At 66.2% G+C, this 15,378-nt stretch carries 19 protein-coding genes; 12 read left to right on the top strand and 7 right to left on the bottom strand.

Going from position 1 to position 15,378, the window contains the following annotated elements:
- Window positions 1-287 precede the first annotated feature (287 nt).
- Genes AB0L58_RS00515 through AB0L58_RS00505 form a run of 3 tightly spaced genes read right to left on the bottom strand, consistent with a single transcriptional unit; the run spans window position 288 to window position 1,975 of the window.
- Window positions 288-692, bottom strand: a complete 405-nt coding sequence (locus AB0L58_RS00515; RefSeq protein WP_364378659.1) for a VOC family protein — start codon at window positions 690-692, stop codon at window positions 288-290.
- 9 nt (window positions 693-701) lie between these two features.
- On the bottom strand, window positions 702-1,367 hold the full coding sequence (locus tag AB0L58_RS00510) for a TetR/AcrR family transcriptional regulator (protein ID WP_364378656.1): 666 nt from the start codon (window positions 1,365-1,367) through the stop codon (window positions 702-704).
- Between the two features lie 2 nt (window positions 1,368-1,369).
- Window positions 1,370-1,975, bottom strand: a complete 606-nt coding sequence (locus AB0L58_RS00505) for a helix-turn-helix domain-containing protein (RefSeq protein WP_364378653.1) — start codon at window positions 1,973-1,975, stop codon at window positions 1,370-1,372.
- 233 nt (window positions 1,976-2,208) lie between these two features.
- Here AB0L58_RS00505 and AB0L58_RS00500 point away from each other — a divergent pair, with 233 nt between their 5' ends.
- The 3 genes from AB0L58_RS00500 to AB0L58_RS00490 all read left to right on the top strand — a co-directional run bounded on the left by AB0L58_RS00500 (window position 2,209) and on the right by AB0L58_RS00490 (window position 4,758).
- On the top strand, window positions 2,209-2,853 hold the full coding sequence (locus AB0L58_RS00500) for a methyltransferase domain-containing protein (RefSeq protein ID WP_364378650.1): 645 nt from the start codon (window positions 2,209-2,211) through the stop codon (window positions 2,851-2,853).
- Window positions 2,854-2,927: 74 nt separating this feature from the next.
- Entirely contained in the window at window positions 2,928-3,593 is a 666-nt protein-coding gene (locus AB0L58_RS00495; RefSeq protein ID WP_364378647.1) for a histone deacetylase, read from the top strand.
- A 361-nt stretch (window positions 3,594-3,954) separates the two neighbouring features.
- Window positions 3,955-4,758: a response regulator gene (locus AB0L58_RS00490; protein WP_364378644.1), complete on the top strand. Its 804-nt coding sequence runs from the start codon at window positions 3,955-3,957 to the stop codon at window positions 4,756-4,758.
- On the opposite strand, the gene AB0L58_RS00485 is transcribed toward AB0L58_RS00490, so the two are convergent.
- Window positions 4,698-4,970: a hypothetical protein gene (locus tag AB0L58_RS00485; protein WP_364378642.1), complete on the bottom strand. Its 273-nt coding sequence runs from the start codon at window positions 4,968-4,970 to the stop codon at window positions 4,698-4,700. The genes AB0L58_RS00490 and AB0L58_RS00485 overlap by 61 nt on opposite strands.
- 84 nt (window positions 4,971-5,054) lie before the next feature.
- Here AB0L58_RS00485 and AB0L58_RS00480 point away from each other — a divergent pair, with 84 nt between their 5' ends.
- Window positions 5,055-5,342, top strand: a complete 288-nt coding sequence (locus AB0L58_RS00480) for a hypothetical protein (RefSeq protein ID WP_364378641.1) — start codon at window positions 5,055-5,057, stop codon at window positions 5,340-5,342.
- On the opposite strand, the gene AB0L58_RS00475 is transcribed toward AB0L58_RS00480, so the two are convergent.
- Window positions 5,321-6,043 (bottom strand): hypothetical protein, encoded by a 723-nt coding sequence (locus AB0L58_RS00475; RefSeq protein WP_364378638.1) that lies wholly within the window; start codon window positions 6,041-6,043, stop codon window positions 5,321-5,323. The two genes, AB0L58_RS00480 and AB0L58_RS00475, sit on opposite strands and share 22 nt — an antisense overlap.
- Window positions 6,040-6,969 (bottom strand): Lrp/AsnC family transcriptional regulator, encoded by a 930-nt coding sequence (locus AB0L58_RS00470; protein ID WP_364378635.1) that lies wholly within the window; start codon window positions 6,967-6,969, stop codon window positions 6,040-6,042. The genes AB0L58_RS00475 and AB0L58_RS00470 overlap by 4 nt, the downstream gene beginning before the upstream one ends.
- A gap of 248 nt (window positions 6,970-7,217) precedes the next feature.
- On the opposite strand from AB0L58_RS00470, the gene AB0L58_RS00465 reads away from it, so the two are divergent.
- From AB0L58_RS00465 to speB, 8 genes are all read left to right on the top strand, one after another.
- Window positions 7,218-8,060 carry a transporter substrate-binding domain-containing protein gene (locus AB0L58_RS00465; protein WP_364378632.1) on the top strand — a complete coding sequence of 281 codons (843 nt, stop codon included), beginning with the start codon at window positions 7,218-7,220 and terminating at the stop codon, window positions 8,058-8,060.
- Window positions 8,057-8,773 carry an amino acid ABC transporter permease gene (locus tag AB0L58_RS00460; protein ID WP_364378629.1) on the top strand — a complete coding sequence of 239 codons (717 nt, stop codon included), beginning with the start codon at window positions 8,057-8,059 and terminating at the stop codon, window positions 8,771-8,773. The genes AB0L58_RS00465 and AB0L58_RS00460 overlap by 4 nt, the downstream gene beginning before the upstream one ends.
- Window positions 8,770-9,540, top strand: a complete 771-nt coding sequence (locus tag AB0L58_RS00455; protein ID WP_364378626.1) for an amino acid ABC transporter ATP-binding protein — start codon at window positions 8,770-8,772, stop codon at window positions 9,538-9,540. The genes AB0L58_RS00460 and AB0L58_RS00455 overlap by 4 nt, the downstream gene beginning before the upstream one ends.
- 19 nt (window positions 9,541-9,559) lie before the next feature.
- The gene (locus tag AB0L58_RS00450; RefSeq protein ID WP_364378623.1) at window positions 9,560-10,525 is read left to right on the top strand and encodes a C-terminal binding protein; all 966 of its coding nucleotides are present in this window, start codon (window positions 9,560-9,562) and stop codon (window positions 10,523-10,525) included.
- A gap of 68 nt (window positions 10,526-10,593) precedes the next feature.
- Entirely contained in the window at window positions 10,594-11,460 is an 867-nt protein-coding gene (locus AB0L58_RS00445) for a hypothetical protein (RefSeq protein WP_364378620.1), read from the top strand.
- Entirely contained in the window at window positions 11,457-12,659 is a 1,203-nt protein-coding gene (locus AB0L58_RS00440; RefSeq protein WP_364378617.1) for an aromatic ring-hydroxylating dioxygenase subunit alpha, read from the top strand. Before AB0L58_RS00445 ends, AB0L58_RS00440 begins: the two co-directional genes overlap by 4 nt.
- Window positions 12,656-13,420 (top strand): class II aldolase/adducin family protein, encoded by a 765-nt coding sequence (locus tag AB0L58_RS00435; RefSeq protein ID WP_364378614.1) that lies wholly within the window; start codon window positions 12,656-12,658, stop codon window positions 13,418-13,420. Before AB0L58_RS00440 ends, AB0L58_RS00435 begins: the two co-directional genes overlap by 4 nt.
- A 33-nt stretch (window positions 13,421-13,453) precedes the next feature.
- On the top strand, window positions 13,454-14,401 hold the full coding sequence (speB, locus tag AB0L58_RS00430; RefSeq protein WP_364378611.1) for an agmatinase: 948 nt from the start codon (window positions 13,454-13,456) through the stop codon (window positions 14,399-14,401).
- Window positions 14,402-14,435: 34 nt separating this feature from the next.
- Here the strand turns inward: speB and AB0L58_RS00425 are convergent, their stop codons facing one another.
- On the bottom strand, window positions 14,436-15,305 hold the full coding sequence (locus AB0L58_RS00425) for an alpha/beta hydrolase (RefSeq protein WP_364378608.1): 870 nt from the start codon (window positions 15,303-15,305) through the stop codon (window positions 14,436-14,438).
- Between the last annotated feature and the right edge of the window lie 73 nt (window positions 15,306-15,378).

Below are 15,378 nucleotides of genomic sequence, written 5' to 3'. Positions count from 1 at the left end.
GGATGCGCAAAACGATATAAATTCCGCCGTGTTGTTAACATGCGCAGCGGAATTACGATTACCGTTCGATCTGCATTCTTCTGAAATTGCCGAGCCGCGCACGCCGGACAAGGTCATCGACACCATCGCGAACGGGCCTGCGCTGTCGTGCCGCTCGCTGGAGGGTCGATCACCGTCTACCGATGGCGACAAACGTCGAGAGATGGCACCTATATCAGTGCGTTATCAGCTGACCGGCGTCGGAGTGGATGCCGGCGGATAGCCAGGGTCAGGCCGGGGGCGAGGTTTCATAGAAGGCGCAGCTCGCACCGGCCAGTTCGCCAGGCACGCTCATGTCTGCGCGCCTCGATACCGATGGACCGCAACTGCTCGGCCTCGGCGCTGTTCGGATCGTGTGGCCGCGCCGCCGTCATGATCACCCGGGTGCTGTCCGGCGTGCGGATCTCCAGATCCACGGTATTCCACAGCATCGGCCGTGGCCCCGACGTGCAACCCGGCGGCAGTTGCTCGCACACGGCCGCGATCTCGTCGAGCTGGCCCAGCACGCAGGCGAAGCTCACGCTCAGTTCGGTCGCCGCCGCCGCACGATCGGCGGATACGAGCAGGACGCCCTGGAATGCCCAGCACCGCAGGTACGGCGACCACAACCACTCACCGTCGAAATTCGCTATGCCGCAGCGCTGATGGTTCACGCACTGCCTTCACGCACGAAAGAACACATAGTCGAACAGCGCCAGGATCCGGTCGACGCCGAACTCATCGGGATGGTCGAGCACCAGACCCGCCGCGGTCTGGATCGTGCCCTGCACGACCTGAGCCAACACATCCGGATCGACGCCATCGGCGTCGGGCTGCTCAGCCAGCCACCGCCCGAGTGCCTGCCGCAGCGGTGCGCGCAACTCGTCGCGCGCCGCGGCGACCCGTTCCCGCAGTACCGACGGAACACCGTCGATGGGGAAGTACACCAGCCGCCAGGTGTCGGGCATCGAGCAGACCTCGCCGAGGAAGTGCCTCAGCATCGCGGGCAGCTGTTCCGTTGCGGCGGAACCGAAATCGGGTGTCATGGCGGTATCGGTGACCGCGCGGGCCACGGCCACCGCCATGCGGGCGGTCTCGCGGTCGATGAGCGCCTCGAGCAGTTCGTCGCGGCTGCCGAAGGAGTCGTAGACGACCGGCCTGGTCACCCCGCCGCGCTCGGCGACGGCGGCAATGCTGACACCGGTGAACCCCGTCTCCACCACAATGCGCAGCGCCGCGTCGAGTAGTTGCTCACGCCGGTCCGCAGGTTGCAGCCGCTTGGCGTATTTGCGTTTGGACGATCGAGGTGTCGATTGCTTATGGGGCGCTGCGTGTTTCGCGTCGGCCATGGCTACTGCTCCCCCGCTCCCGCGGCGGCGACCGCCCGACGTGCCAGCCACCGCAATGTCTCCGATACCGCCACACGCCGTTGCGCACCCCCCTCGGCGAGTACAAGTCTGGCACCGGTCTCGCTCGCACTGATCACGGCGTGGCTCAACAACTCCTCGTCCATATCTCGCTCGGTGAGCGCGGCGATCAGTGCGAGCACCGCGCGACTGCGCTCCCGCAGTGCCTCGCGACCGCGATCCACCCGCTCGTGCGCGGTTTCGGGCAGCCCGTCCCCGGACATAAGCACGAACCGCCAGCTCTGTGGCGCCGCCGAGACGAGGTCGAGAAAGATGTCGACGGCGTCGGTCGAGACATCAGCCGCGATCGCCGCCGGATCCGCGCCCTCCCGGAATACCGGAGTCGCCTCGGCCGCCATGGCAAGCACCCGTTCTTCCTCACGATCGAGCAATGTCTCGAACAACTCGTCCCGATCGCCGAATTCGGCGTACAGCCCGGGTCGGGTGATGCCCGCGGCTCGCGCGATCGCATGCATACTGGCGCCGGCGTAGCCCTCGCGCACGATGAGGTCCCGTGCCGCATCGAGAATGTCGTCGCGTCGTGTTGACAATTACCCCTCCAACGTCAGCCGACAGACACCTGTTTCAGATTGCTTCCGGCTGGGCAGAAGTGTACGCATTCCGCTCGCGCGCGCCACGGATTCGACTTCCCAACGCGCACGAAATGCTGTGCCAGGCTTGGTATCTGCCGGTCAGACCAACTACCACGCGCACCTCGTCGGCCACATGTGCCGATTCCGTCTCAGACAACATAGGCTGTTATCACATCTTCGAAGGGACAGCGATGTCTGCCAAATCGGAAGCGCCGACGCGCGCACTCAACGGATTGGTGACCCACGGCTGGAACCGGGCCGCGCAGCTCTACAACTTCCCGATACTGCAGCACCTGGCCTATCGCCCACCGCAGGACGAGATCATCGCGCAATTGCGGATCAGCCAGGCGCGTCGGATTGCCGATGTCGGCTGCGGCACCGGCATTCTCGCCGCCCGCATCGAACGCGAGCTGCGCCCGGAAGTGGTATACGGCTGCGATGCGTCGGTGGGGATGTTGAAGCGGGCGCAGTCGCGATCCGATCGGGTGCGGTGGCGCAATCGGCAGGCCGAGGATCTCGGCTTGCCCGACGGTGCGGTGGATGCGGTGGTGTCCACGCACGCCTTCCATTTCTTCGATCATGCGGCGGCGCTGGCGGAGTTCCATCGAGTGCTGGTGCCCGGCGGGTTGCTCGCGATCGTGATCAATAATCCACGCAGCCGGTGGGCAATGGCACTGCAGCGGCCGGCCGTGCGCGGACTCGCCTACTTCCCGTCACCGGAGCAAATGCGTTCGCTGGTCGGAGCCGCCGAACTGACCGTCGTCGAACAGCGGCCGGTGCGTCGGCCACTGCCGAACTCGCTGGTGCCGGACGTGCTCACGGTCGCAAGGCGCTGATATCGGTACCCGTGGCATGCTCGTCCTATGGGCGATTCCGACCGGAAGGCGGGTGCGATGCCCGGACCAGCGCCATGACCGAGACCGTGTGGTACGCGTCGTACGGCTCGAATATGCATTCGAGCCGTCTGCGCTGCTACCTGGCCGGCGGCACACCCGATGGCGGCGCGGTGACCCTCCCCGGCTGCCGCCACCGGGCCGAACCGCTGCGTTCCGAACCGCTTACACTTGCCGGCTTGCAATACTTCGCCACCGAATCCCTGACCTGGACCGGCGGGCGAGCCTTCTACGATCCCGACGCCCACGGTACGACCGCGGCCCGCGCCCACCTGGTGACCGTCGACCAGTTCTGCGACATCGCCGCCCAGGAAATGTACCGAACCCCCGGCACCGACCTCGACCTCGGCGAAGCAATCACCCACGGCCGCTTGACACTTGGTCCCGGTCGCTACGAAACCGTCGTCTGTACCGGCACTTTCGAAGGACATCCGGTCCTCACCATCACCGCACCCTGGCGTTACACCGACCTCCCCGGCAACCCGCCGTCGGCCGCCTACATACGCCACCTCGCCGCGGGTCTGACCGAATCCCATTCCTGGACAGTCGAAGAGATCGCCGCCTATATCGCCACCCGTCCGGGCGCGGTCCTCGGCTGGACCGCCGCGACCATCGTCGCCCTGCTGGAATCCCAGGCCACGCGGACAGACACGGAAGCGATCGCGCCGCCCCGAACGACGTAGTAGCCCACGACGATCGTGGTGACGCTCGGCGGCGCGGACGGCCGGCGGCCAGGACGAGTACGACAACCGCCCGCCACAGCCGCGTGGCTCAGCTGCCGAGGATCGAGGAAGATACCGGGTGGCCTGGTCACGACGCAGCAGACCGGGTCCGGTCGGCTGCGTCCTCCCCTCCGCAGGATCCACTCGACGCGCGGGCGCCCCACAGTTCCCGCAGAACGCGTAGCCTTCGGGGTTCGCACGGTCACACTCTGGGCATCGCACACCGGTAGCCAAACATTTGGCAGGGATTGTTTCCTGGAAATTCACTGTGCTGTACCGCAATTCACCTGTACTCCCTCGATGCGGGTGTAAGAATCGCCCGATGAGCCTGGGTACGGGCAATATATTGCCCGAGCGGGATATGGAGCGGCTGCGAATACTGGTGGCCTCGCCGCTGGGTCGGGTCATCGAACCGGTACTCGAACAAGCATTTGCTGGTTCGATGATCGCCGTGGCCCTGGACCGGCAGGCCGTACGCCGCGAGGTCGTGCACCAGGTCCGCTTCGATGTGGTGATCACCGACCTGATCTGGAACGATCCGGCACTGGAGTACAGCTTCGACGGCCTGGATGTGCTGGATATGCTGGGTGCCGCGCAGCGCCAGGCCGCGGTGCTGATGGCGGCGCAGGGCCACAGCATGGAGCGCGACCATTTGGACGAAGCGCTGCTCAGATCTGCGGAATTGGCCGGTTTCTATGCCAAATCCGCTGGCATACCGGCATTGTTGGAGGCGATCCCCCTGGCGGCGGCCGGGCGACGGCCACATCTCGAGCCGCCGCCCGCCACGCCGCCCCCGCTGTATCGGCTGTTCCAAGGGCAGCGTGGGGAGACCGCCGCGCGGCTGGCCGGCGCCATTGCCGCGGGCCGCGCCACCGACGCCGTCTCACTGGCCAGGGCCGCGCGGGTCGGTCTCAATACCGCCAATAAGGTGGCCAGCGTCTATATCGGGCCGATCGTGCTCGAACGCGGCGAGCACGATCCCGACTTGCCGCTGACCGCGACGGCGATCTATCGGTGGTGCGGCGTGCACGCGCACTACCTGCTCAGTTGGTGCCGCCGCAACGGTCACGAAGACGTACTCGTGGCTGCCACACCGAGCAACGGTTCGTCGAGATCGACCCGATAGCACCCGGAGCGCAGGCCGCCACCGCATGCGATCAAACGCGTGGCCAGTGCGCCGACGGCACCGGCCATGGTCGCCGCGGTACCGAGCTGCGGCCAGGTCGGCAGCGTATGTCCCACCTGGGTGAGCGAATAGCGCAGCCGCGAGGTGAGTCCGCCGCCGACTATGGCACCGACCGGCCGCGGCCGGTCGGGCCGGATCGCCGAGTTCGGCAAGCGGCCAGTGGGCCGCGAACTCGACCCGGCCGTGCCGGCTCGGATAGGGCGCTGACCAGCGATCGCACCGTGGAGTTCGCGCGCGTGGCGAACCCCGGATACCCGACTCGATGGCGCGTCAGTCGGCTACCCGATCGCCTACTGACCGACGACCAGGCCTGGGCCGCAATGGAACTCACCGAACTGCTCGCCGGTCCCCGCCACGACCCCGCCCGAATGACGCGCGCAATCCGCCACGCCGGAAGGCTCGGTATGATCGTCGGGGAGGCATTGCTGGTGTTGGCCCAGCGACGCACATTGCGCGGCCTGCCGGACGCGGCTCCAACGGCGTCGACCGCGCTGCCCCTGTGTCACGGCCGACGCATGATGTAGTCCGAGGGCACGAGAGCGCTACCGGGAAGCAGGAATTCATCGGCGACCAGTAGCGCGGACCAGCTATCGATGAAGTCCGGCATCCACATGTCCAACGGGGCGGTGTCGATGATCCGGGTACCGAACCGCAGCAGACCGACGAGCAGTGTCGCCAGGACCAGGTAGATATCACCGGCGTGATCGATAACCCCATCCCCGCCGACGAAGCCGGGTTCGATCACGACAGAGCCACCGGCGCCCCGGGCACACAGACCGAGCCGGACCAATGTCGCCGCCGTTTCGGTCGCACCGCCCCCGCGCGGAGTGAGCACACAGGTGGCCGATGCCCGAGCGGCCGCGACTGCGTACAGCCCGACCAGATGGTCGGGCACCGGGCATCGAAACGATGTCACCTCACCCGCGGTAGCGCGCGAAGTCGCCGTCAGTCCGGCAGCCGACGACACCACATACGCACCTGTTTCGGCGACCGAGCACCGCACCGTTCGCAGCACCTGCTGCGGCAGCGGCGCACGAGCCGATACCGTGCCACCGGTGACGACCCCGGCCAGCAACACAGCGGTCAACGCGGCTTCGGCGAGTTCATCGGATACGCCGTGGACCGGGGACGGTACCGTGATGCGCCCGCGCACCGGGATCGACGCGAACGGCGCAGTCACGACTGCGTCACGCCGACGCCCGGCCCCGTCGCCGCGCGTGGTCACGGCTTGGCCACCAGAGCCCGCGCCGGCACATTGCTGTAGCGCTCCTTGACCGTGAAGAGATGCACCCAGCTGTCGACTTCGAGCACTGGGCGCAGTGCGCGCAGGGTGTCGAGGGCGGCCACGATGTCCTCCAGCGCGGCGGCGTGTACGGTGCCGACGAGATCGAACCGCCCAATTGTCGCGGCGAGGAAGCGGAGGCCGGGAAGTTCGGCGAGCAGAGGCGCGAGTCCCGCCGTGCGACCACTGGCCCGCACACCGAATCCGACTGCGTACTCGGTATCGCCGTGTCCCGGTCCGGACAGTGCGGCGATTCGGACGATACGCTCATCGATCAAGCGCTTCACCCGCAACCGCGCGGTACCCGGTGAGGTACCGGCCGCCGTGGCGAGGGTGGCGTAGGACGCGCGCCCGTCCGCCTGCAACACCTCGAGCAGACGCGTGTCGAGCGCGTCGATCGAGGCCGCCGACGCCTGCTCCGGTCGGCCGACATCGACGATCAGCTCCGAGTAGAACAGCGTATTGGTCTCGCGCACACCGTCGATGCTGCGGATCTGGTCGAGTGCGGCGGCGAGCTGCTGCGGCCCCTGGGTGCGGATCTCGGCGACCAGTGGATACCGGCCACTGGTCAGGGACACATAGGGAATGTCGTCCAGTCCGGCCACGCGCCCGGCGACCTGCCGCACCGGTTGATCGACGCTGATCGACACGTGTGCGAGCGCGGTCAGCCCGATCGTCGACGGATGCACAATGCCGACCACCTGCGCCCGCCGCGAATCGAACAGCGTATTGAGCCGTTTGGAGATCGTCGGGCGGGATGCGCCGAGTTTGGCGGAGAGTTCGTTGCGACCGATCCGCCCATCGATGCGCAACTCCTCGAGGATGCGGGCATCCAGCGTGTGCGTGCCGGATGTCGCGGCCGCGGTCATCGGAACTTAACAATCGACGTGCAGACCAGTTGTCCTTTACCAATCATCGGTAATTCCCTTCATCTGGATACATAACCACCCAAAATGTGGGGTGAGTTTTGCCAGAACATCAAACTGTGGCACTAGTTGCTCAGCCCTTCATGTGGACTGAACCTATCGCAGTTTCTATCGTGCATCTCAATCGAACGAGCATCAATCAGAGCAGGAACGTTGACCATAACGCCACTGCACTGGAGGAGATTGAGCAGATGAAAAAGCTGGGACTGGTAGCCATGGGAACCGGTATGGCATTGCTGATCGCCGGTTGCGGAAGCGGATCACAAGGCAGTGCCGCCAGCGGTGCCGCACCGGCGGGTCTGATCCGCGGTGGTGAGCTCCGGGTCTGCACCGATCCCGAGTATGCGCCGATGGAGTACTTCGAGAACGGAAACACCACTGCCCCGGTGGGTTTCGACTCCGACGCCGCCCGCGCACTCGCCGAACTGTGGCAGGTCGAGACGAGCTGGCAGATCACCTCGTTCGACGGACTCATGCCGGCGCTACAGGCCCAGCGATGCGATGTGCTCTGGTCCGCGCTCTACGTCAGCCCGGAACGCACCGCAGTCGCCGACGCGGCACCGTTCCTCGCGACCGGACCGGGACTGATCGTCCGCAGCGGCGAAACCCGGATCGCCGCCGCCGACGACCTGTCCGGCAAGACCATCGCCGTCCAAGGCGGCGGCGCCAACGAGAAGACCCTGCAACAGCTTTCGCAACGATTCGAGGCCGCAGGCAGGCCCACCATCACCATTCAGGCCTACCCCAAGACCGCCGAAACCGTTGCGGCGGTGACCAATGGCAAGGCCGACGCACTGATCGAGACCGATGTCGCGGTGGTCGACATGGTCGCAAAATCCGGCGGCGCGTTGCGCGCTGTGCCCGGCGTGTTCACCGCAGAAACGGTTTTCGGCGTCTTCACCAAGAAAGGGTCACCGCTGAGCGGCCCGGTGGCCGCAGCCGTGCGCACACTGACCGACAACGGCACGCTCGCGAAGATCGCCACCAAGTACGGACTCGATCCGGCCCGAATTCGTCCCGGAACAGCACAATGACCTTCGATCGGGATATTTTCCTCCAGGCCCTGACCTCGGCCGAATTCCGGCACGGCGCTTGGCTTTCGGTCGCCCTCGCGGCCGTCTCGATGATCTTCGCCACCGTACTCGGCTTCGGCGTGGCGCTGACCCGCATCAGTAAGGTGCCCACGTTGCGCGCACTCGGCGGCGCGTACGTGTGGTTCTTCCGCGCCATCCCCTCCCTGCTGGTGCTGCTGATCATCTGGAACGCCGGGCCGCAGCTGTTTCCCGGGCTGCGGGAGAACTGGTTCACGCCGTTCATCGCGGCCTTCATCGGATTCGCCGTGGTGGAGGCCGCCTATATGGCGGAGATCCTGCGCTCGGCGCTGCTGAGCGTGGACGAGGGGCAGCATCTCGCTGCCCGCGCGATCGGACTGCGGCCGCATCAGGTGCTGCTGAAAGTCCTACTGCCGCAGGCGGTGAAGGTCGCGCTGCCGCCGACCGGCAACGAGTTCATCGCGATGCTCAAGTACACCTCATTGGCGTCGGTGATCTCGCTGCGCGAATTGCTCACCACCGCGCAGGTCGGCGTTTCGGTGACCTTTCGATACGCCGAGTACTACACCGCGGCGCTCGTCTACTACCTGGTGATCGTCAGCGCGCTCATGGGCGGGCAGAGCCTTATCGAACGCCGCTACCGCTGGGTCTCGTCGGGGACGCCCGGCCGCACGAAGGACACGGTGACCGTATGACCGGCACGCCACTGCTGCAGACGATCGCGTTACACAAGAGCTACAGCCACCACGTTGTCCTCGACGGCGTGGATTTCGCTATCGCACCGGGCGAAGTCAAGGCTGTGCTCGGACCATCGGGCTCCGGCAAATCCACCATCCTGCGGCTGATGGCCCTGCTCGAACCCGCCGACAGCGGCTCGATCCTGCTGCACGGCAAGGAGATCGGCATCGAGACCAGCCGAACCGGTCATCCGGCGCCGATGCCCGAACGACGGCTGGCTCGGCAGCGCACCGATATCGGCATGGTATTCCAGCGCTTCAACCTGTTCGCCCATCTCGATGCGCTGCACAATGTCACGCTCGGCCTGACTGCGGTGAAGGGTCTGTCCAGGGCCGAGGCGGTGCACCGCGCCGAGACCATGCTCGAACGCGTCGGCATGGCCGGACATCTGCGGCACTATCCCTCGGAACTGTCCGGCGGACAACAACAACGGGTCGCCATCGCGCGGGCACTGGTACTGGAACCGTCGGTGATGTTGTTCGACGAACCGACCTCCGCGCTCGATCCGGAACTGGTCAACGAGGTGCTGTCGGTCATGGAAGATCTAGCCGCACAAGGGATGACGATGATCGTGGTGACCCACGAGATCCGTTTCGCCCGCCGGGTCGCCGATGCGGTAGCGCTGTTCGATTCCGGCGTCATCGTCGAACAGGCACCACCCGAGCAATTCTTCACCCAGCCCGAGCACGAACGAACACGCGCTTTCCTGTCCCATGTCCACTGACTCGGAAGGAGATCGGCCGATGTCGGCGCCGATCGCGGTCTACACCGATCTCGACGACCTCGACCCGGGACCGGGCATCGCCGTTTTGGAGACGGCCGGTTTCGAGGTGCGGGTACTCGAGACGCGCGACCCCGACACCATCGCCGCGGCGGCGGCGGACGCAACCGCACTGCTGGTCGGCTACGCGCCGATCGATGCGAACTTGCTGGCCCGCCTGCCTCGAGTGCGAATCGTGTCGATGCTCTCGCACGGCTACGACACCATCGACATCGACGCGGCGACGGCCAGTGGTATCTGGATCGCGACCGTCGGGGGCATCGCCACCGCCGAGGTCGCCACCCACACCTGGGCGCTGGCGTTGGCCGCGGTTCGCCGCCTCGACTTCTTCACGCTGCACGGTCGCCGGGGGTGGCTGGACCGGCCCGCATCCGGCCCGCGGCGGCTGTCCGAGATCACCGTGGGGCTGGTCGGAGTCGGCCGGATCGGGGCCAAGGTCGCCGAACTCGCCGCCGGTTCGGTGGCGTCGATTCTGGGACATGACCATTCGGGGCGCGCGATGCCCGCCGGCGTCACCGCGGCATCGCTCACGGAGGTCGTCGCCAATGCCGACCTCGTCTCCATCCATCTGCCGCTCGATCCGAGCACCGCGCGATTGTTCGACGCCGACCGCATCGGGCGAATGCGCCCTGGCTCGTGGCTGATCAACGTATCCCGCGGCGGCATCGTCGATTCCACTGCGTTGGCCGACGCACTCGACAGCGGCCATCTCGCCGGTGCGGCGCTCGATGTGCTCGACGCCGAGCCGCCGGCTGCCGGTGACCGGCTAGCCGAACATCCGAATGTCCTGCTGACCCCGCACGTGGCCTATCTGTCGGATGCGACCGCACGTGATTATGTCCTGACCCAGGCCCGCAACGTGGTGCGGTGGTATCGCACCGGCCGCCCGCTACACCCCGTCGCCGCTCCATCCACGGTGGCCCGATGAATGCGGCACCGCACCGCGATTCGGCGCTGGATGGCCGTCGGGTGACTGGCGAGCCTGTGCGTCTAGAGATGTTCAATTCCCTGTGGGCCATGGAAGATCTGCCCTGGAAAGCGACCCGCGCGTGGACCCTGGCCGAACAGCTCGACCGGCTGGTGGCATCCGGATTCGATGGTGTCGCGGTCGATCTGGGCGCTCGCGGGCGGCCCGCCGCCGCCGAACTCGCGGCCGCACTCGAACACCGATTGCGCACGGCGGTCCTTGCATTCGTCGGCGAGGACGAGGATCTCGATGCAGCCCTGCGCTACGCCGACATTATCGACGCCGATCGCATGGTGGTATGCGGCCGACTGTTCGACGATGACCTGACAACTGTCGCGAAAACAGTGCAGCGCTGGCACCGCAGGTGCGCTACGGCGGGCGTCGCGATGCAGTTGGAGACGCATCGCAACACGCTCACCGACGATATCCGCACGACCACCCGCCTGCTTCGTGAGCTCGATCCGGACGTGCGACTGGCGATCGACCTGTCCCATTACGTATGCGGCAGCGAGTTCCCACTGCCGCCGACCGCCGAACTCGAAGGTCACCTCGCGGCGTTGTTCGCACGCGCCGAATCCGTGCAGGGCCGCGTCGCGACCCGCTGCCAGGTGCAGATCCCGCTCGGCTTCCCACAGCACCGTGCCTGGGAGGACCTGTTCCAGGACTGGTGGATTCGCGCCTTCACGGCCATCCTGGCAGGTCGCGGTGACAGCCGAGAGCCCGTGCTGTTCTGCACCGAACTGGGCACCACGCCCTACGCGATCACCGATCGGGACGGCCATGAACTGTCCGATCGGTGGGCCGAAACCCTGATTCTGCGCGACCGCGCCGAGGCCGCGTTCGCCGCGGCCGCGCGCCGCGTTCCGATCACCGCATCCCGAGGAGGAATACATTGAGCGACATACACTTTCCCCTTTCCGAGCGGATCACCCCGAGCGGAAATGTGGTCGTCGCCGGACCGCTCCCCGACCTACCCATCGGCCGCGCACTGGTACCCGCGCGCGCCTACACCGGTGGCGCGGAGTTCGCGCTCGAGCAGGACCGCATCTTTTCCGCGGGTTGGGTGTGGGCCGGTTACGCGCACTGGGTCGCCGAGCCCGGCGCGGTACATCCGATCACGATCGGCGGCAAGCCGCTGCTGATCGTGCGCGGCGATGACGACCGGATCCGGGTGTTCCACAACTCGTGCCGCCACCGTGGGATGGCACTGACCGAGGAACCACTGGTCGTCACCCGCCGGATCCAGTGCGCCTATCACTGCTGGTCCTTCGATCTGGACGGAAAGCTTTCCACCGCACCGTATTACGGACGGGAGCGGCGTGCGAAGGTGGATCCGGCGATCGCCGAACGGCTCGGTCTGCTCACCGTCGCCAGCCATGTCTGGGCAGGCATGGTGTTCGTCGACCTGTCGGCCACCGATACCGATCCGCAGGCGTGCGCGGATGATTTCGGACATCATCTCGAGCCGATCCTGACCCGTTGGGCACATATCGACTTCGATCGGATCCACCTCGCCGGGGAGCGACGCTACGACGTCGACGCCAACTGGAAACTCGTGGTGGAGAACTTCCTCGACTTCTACCATCTGCCATTCGTGCATCCTCAGGTCGGCCCGGTGACCGCGTCGCTGGACGTCGACGATGTGGCATTACATCCCGACATCATGGGCGGCACCTATCCGCATGGGGCGGTCGGCAAGGCGGACAAAACCGATCGCGCCCTGCCCTGGCTCGGCGACGTCCCCGCCGACCGGCTCGAGCACCAAGACATTTTCTGTGTCTTCCCCAATGCCCTGTTATTCCTCGAGGCCGACTGGTTCCAGGTCATCGGCTTCCATCCGTTCGCCCCCGATCGCACAATCGAGCATATGGCGGTCTTCGTCGATTCGGCCGCGGCCGGTGCGGAATATGCACCGGCCCATCAGCAGCTGACCGAGGTGCTGTGGGAAGTCAACGACCAGGACATGCCGATGCTGCACCGCCTGCAGATCGGTCGCAGCTCACCCGCTGCGGACGCGACGAATCTGGTCTCGCACTGGGACCAGATCACCGCGCTCTTCCAGCATCGGGTCGCGACAAAGGCGGGCTACCGATGACCATGGCGACGGACACTCCATCGATCGAGCTGCGGTTGCGGCGCGAACTCGCCGCGGTGTATCGGCTGGTCGCCCACTTCGGGATTGCCGACCTGATCTTCACCCATATCTCGCTGCGCCTGCCGGGACCGACGCCGCGCTTCCTGATCAACCCGTACGGGCTGCTGTTCGAGGAGATCACCGCGTCGAATCTGGTGGTCGTCGATGCGGCGGGACAGCCCCTCGGCGATGCGGAGCCCGTGGTGAATCCGGCCGGTTTCGTCATCCACGGCGCCGTACACGCTGCCCGACCCGACGCACACTGCGTGCTGCACACCCACACCAGGGCCGGATGTGCGGTGGCGGCCACCGCCGCGGGGCTGCTGCCGGTCAATCAGATGTCGATGGAGTTCTACGGCCGGATCGGCTACCACGACTACGAGGGCGTCGCCCTCGATCTCGACGAACAGGCCCGGCTCGTTGCCGATCTCGGCGACCATCCGGTCATGATCCTGCGCAACCATGGCCTGCTCACCGTCGGAGCCAGCGCGGCACAAGCGTTTCTTCGCATGTATTACCTGAACCGAGCCTGCGAGATCCAGCTCTCGGCCGCCGCGACCGGAACGTTGACGCTGCCACCACCACAGGTGTGCGAGCGCGCCGCACAGCAGCTGACCGGCACCGAAACCGGCGACGACTTCGTCGACACCTCGGCGTACGACCTGGCCTGGGCAGCCCTGTTGCGGCTGCTCGACCGTATCGATCCGCATTACGTCGACTGACGTATCAACCACCCCAGAGAGGAGCATTCGATCATGACCACTGTCGGACCGGTCGATGCCACCGTCATTCCTCGCTACGGCGGCCCGGCGACCTTCGCCCGGCTGCCGCGCATCGATGAGGTCGCCGCGACCGATATCGCCATCGTCGGCGTGCCATTCGATACCGGCGTGAGCTACCGGCCCGGTGCCAGACTCGGCCCCGGCCATGTACGCATGTCGTCGAAGCTGTTGCGGCCCTATAACCCGGCACTCGACGTCTCTCCGTTCGATGCATTGCAGATCACCGACGCCGGGGACCTGGCCTGCAATCCGTTCGATATCGACGCGGCGATCGCCGAAATCGAATACGGCGCGGACGCGATCACCGGCACCGGTGCCAGGCTGCTGACCATTGGTGGTGACCACACCATCGCCCTGCCGCTGCTGCGCTCGGTGGTGCGGCGACACGGTCCGGTCGCGGTGGTGCACTTCGACGCGCACCTGGATACCTGGGACACGTATTTCGGTGCGTCCTATACCCACGGCACCCCGTTCCGGCGAGCATCGGAAGAAGGGCTGATCGACCGCGAGGCGAGTATGCACATCGGCACGCGCGGACCGCTCTACGGCAGCGGCGACCTCGCCGACGATCGGATGCTCGGCTTCGCAACGATCACCGCGCCCGAGATCGAAATCGACGGTGTTTCGGCGGCGGTCGAACGAATGCGCGCCAGGATCGGCGACCGTCCGGTTTATGTTTCGGTCGATATCGACGTCCTCGACCCGGCACACGCACCGGGCACCGGCACTCCCGAGGCGGGTGGATTGACCAGCCGCGAACTGCTCTACCTGCTGCGCGCTTTCGGCAATGCGAACCTGGTCGGCGCGGATATCGTCGAGGTATCGCCCGCCTACGACCACGCGGAAATCACCGGTATCGCCGCCGCGCATGTCGGATACGAATTGCTGTCCGCCATGACGATGGACCGCGCGACGACGTAAACCAGTGACAGTCGGGTAGATCCGTGCGTCGAGGTTACGCGTCCACGGCCATACGGCGGATCTCCTCGACGATCACCTCGGGCTCGCTGAACATCACGAGGTGTCCCGAGCGCTTCGCCTCGACCAACCGTGCATTGGGCGATGCGTTGGCGGTGCGGTAATGGGCGGCGGTCAGCGCACTTCGGGTGTTCTTGTCGATACGTGGCTGTTTCGTGCCGGAGATGACGCTGATGTCCAGCACGCCGAGTTGGGGTGGATGTTCACGGAGGCGCCCCAGCTCGCCGCTGAACTGATCCTGCTCGGCGAGCAAGGTACGCGCCGCTCGCACGGTGAAGTCCTCGGCACGGTGGTCCGCGGCGATATCGGCGGGCTGCGCACCACCCACCTTGCCGGCGAGCATTCGATACAGACCCGAACGGGCGAGTGCGGGCATGAGCACTCGGGTCATCGCGTACCGTTTGTCCGCTGCCGGCGCGAAGTACAGTTCACAGTTCTCATCGCTCTGATCCACCAACACAATTCCCCGAATGCGTCCGAGATCGGCCGCCGCGGCAACCCGAACGATGGGGCCACCCCAACTGTGTCCGACCAGGATGAAGGGCCCTGCCCCCAGGTCACGCAGCAGCGTGTCGAGATCCCCCGCCATCCGTCCCAGCGTGCGCGGCCGCGCATCGTCGTCGCTGCGCCCGGTACCGGCTCGATCGTAGACAACAGCGCGCATTCGCTCGGCGATCACCGGTTGCACAAGCCCCCAGATCGACCGCGAAAAACCCATCCCCGACTCGAACACCACCGTCGGCTCGCCCGTTCCCCGCACCATATAGTGCAGCCGCCGTCCATCTTCCGTAGTCGCGAATGCGCTCGTACCGAAGGTGTGCCCCTGCCCGAGGGCCTGCTCCGTCACTGTGCCGTACCTACCTTCTCCTCAGCCTTCGAGCCGCGGTGGCCCGATAACAGGACTAGACAACTTCGGCCGG

The sequence above is a fragment of the Nocardia sp. NPDC052112 genome, assembly GCF_040680135.1.
Classification (GTDB): Bacteria; Actinomycetota; Actinomycetes; order Mycobacteriales; family Mycobacteriaceae; genus Nocardia.
This window is presented reverse-complemented; position numbering and strand designations above follow the sequence as displayed.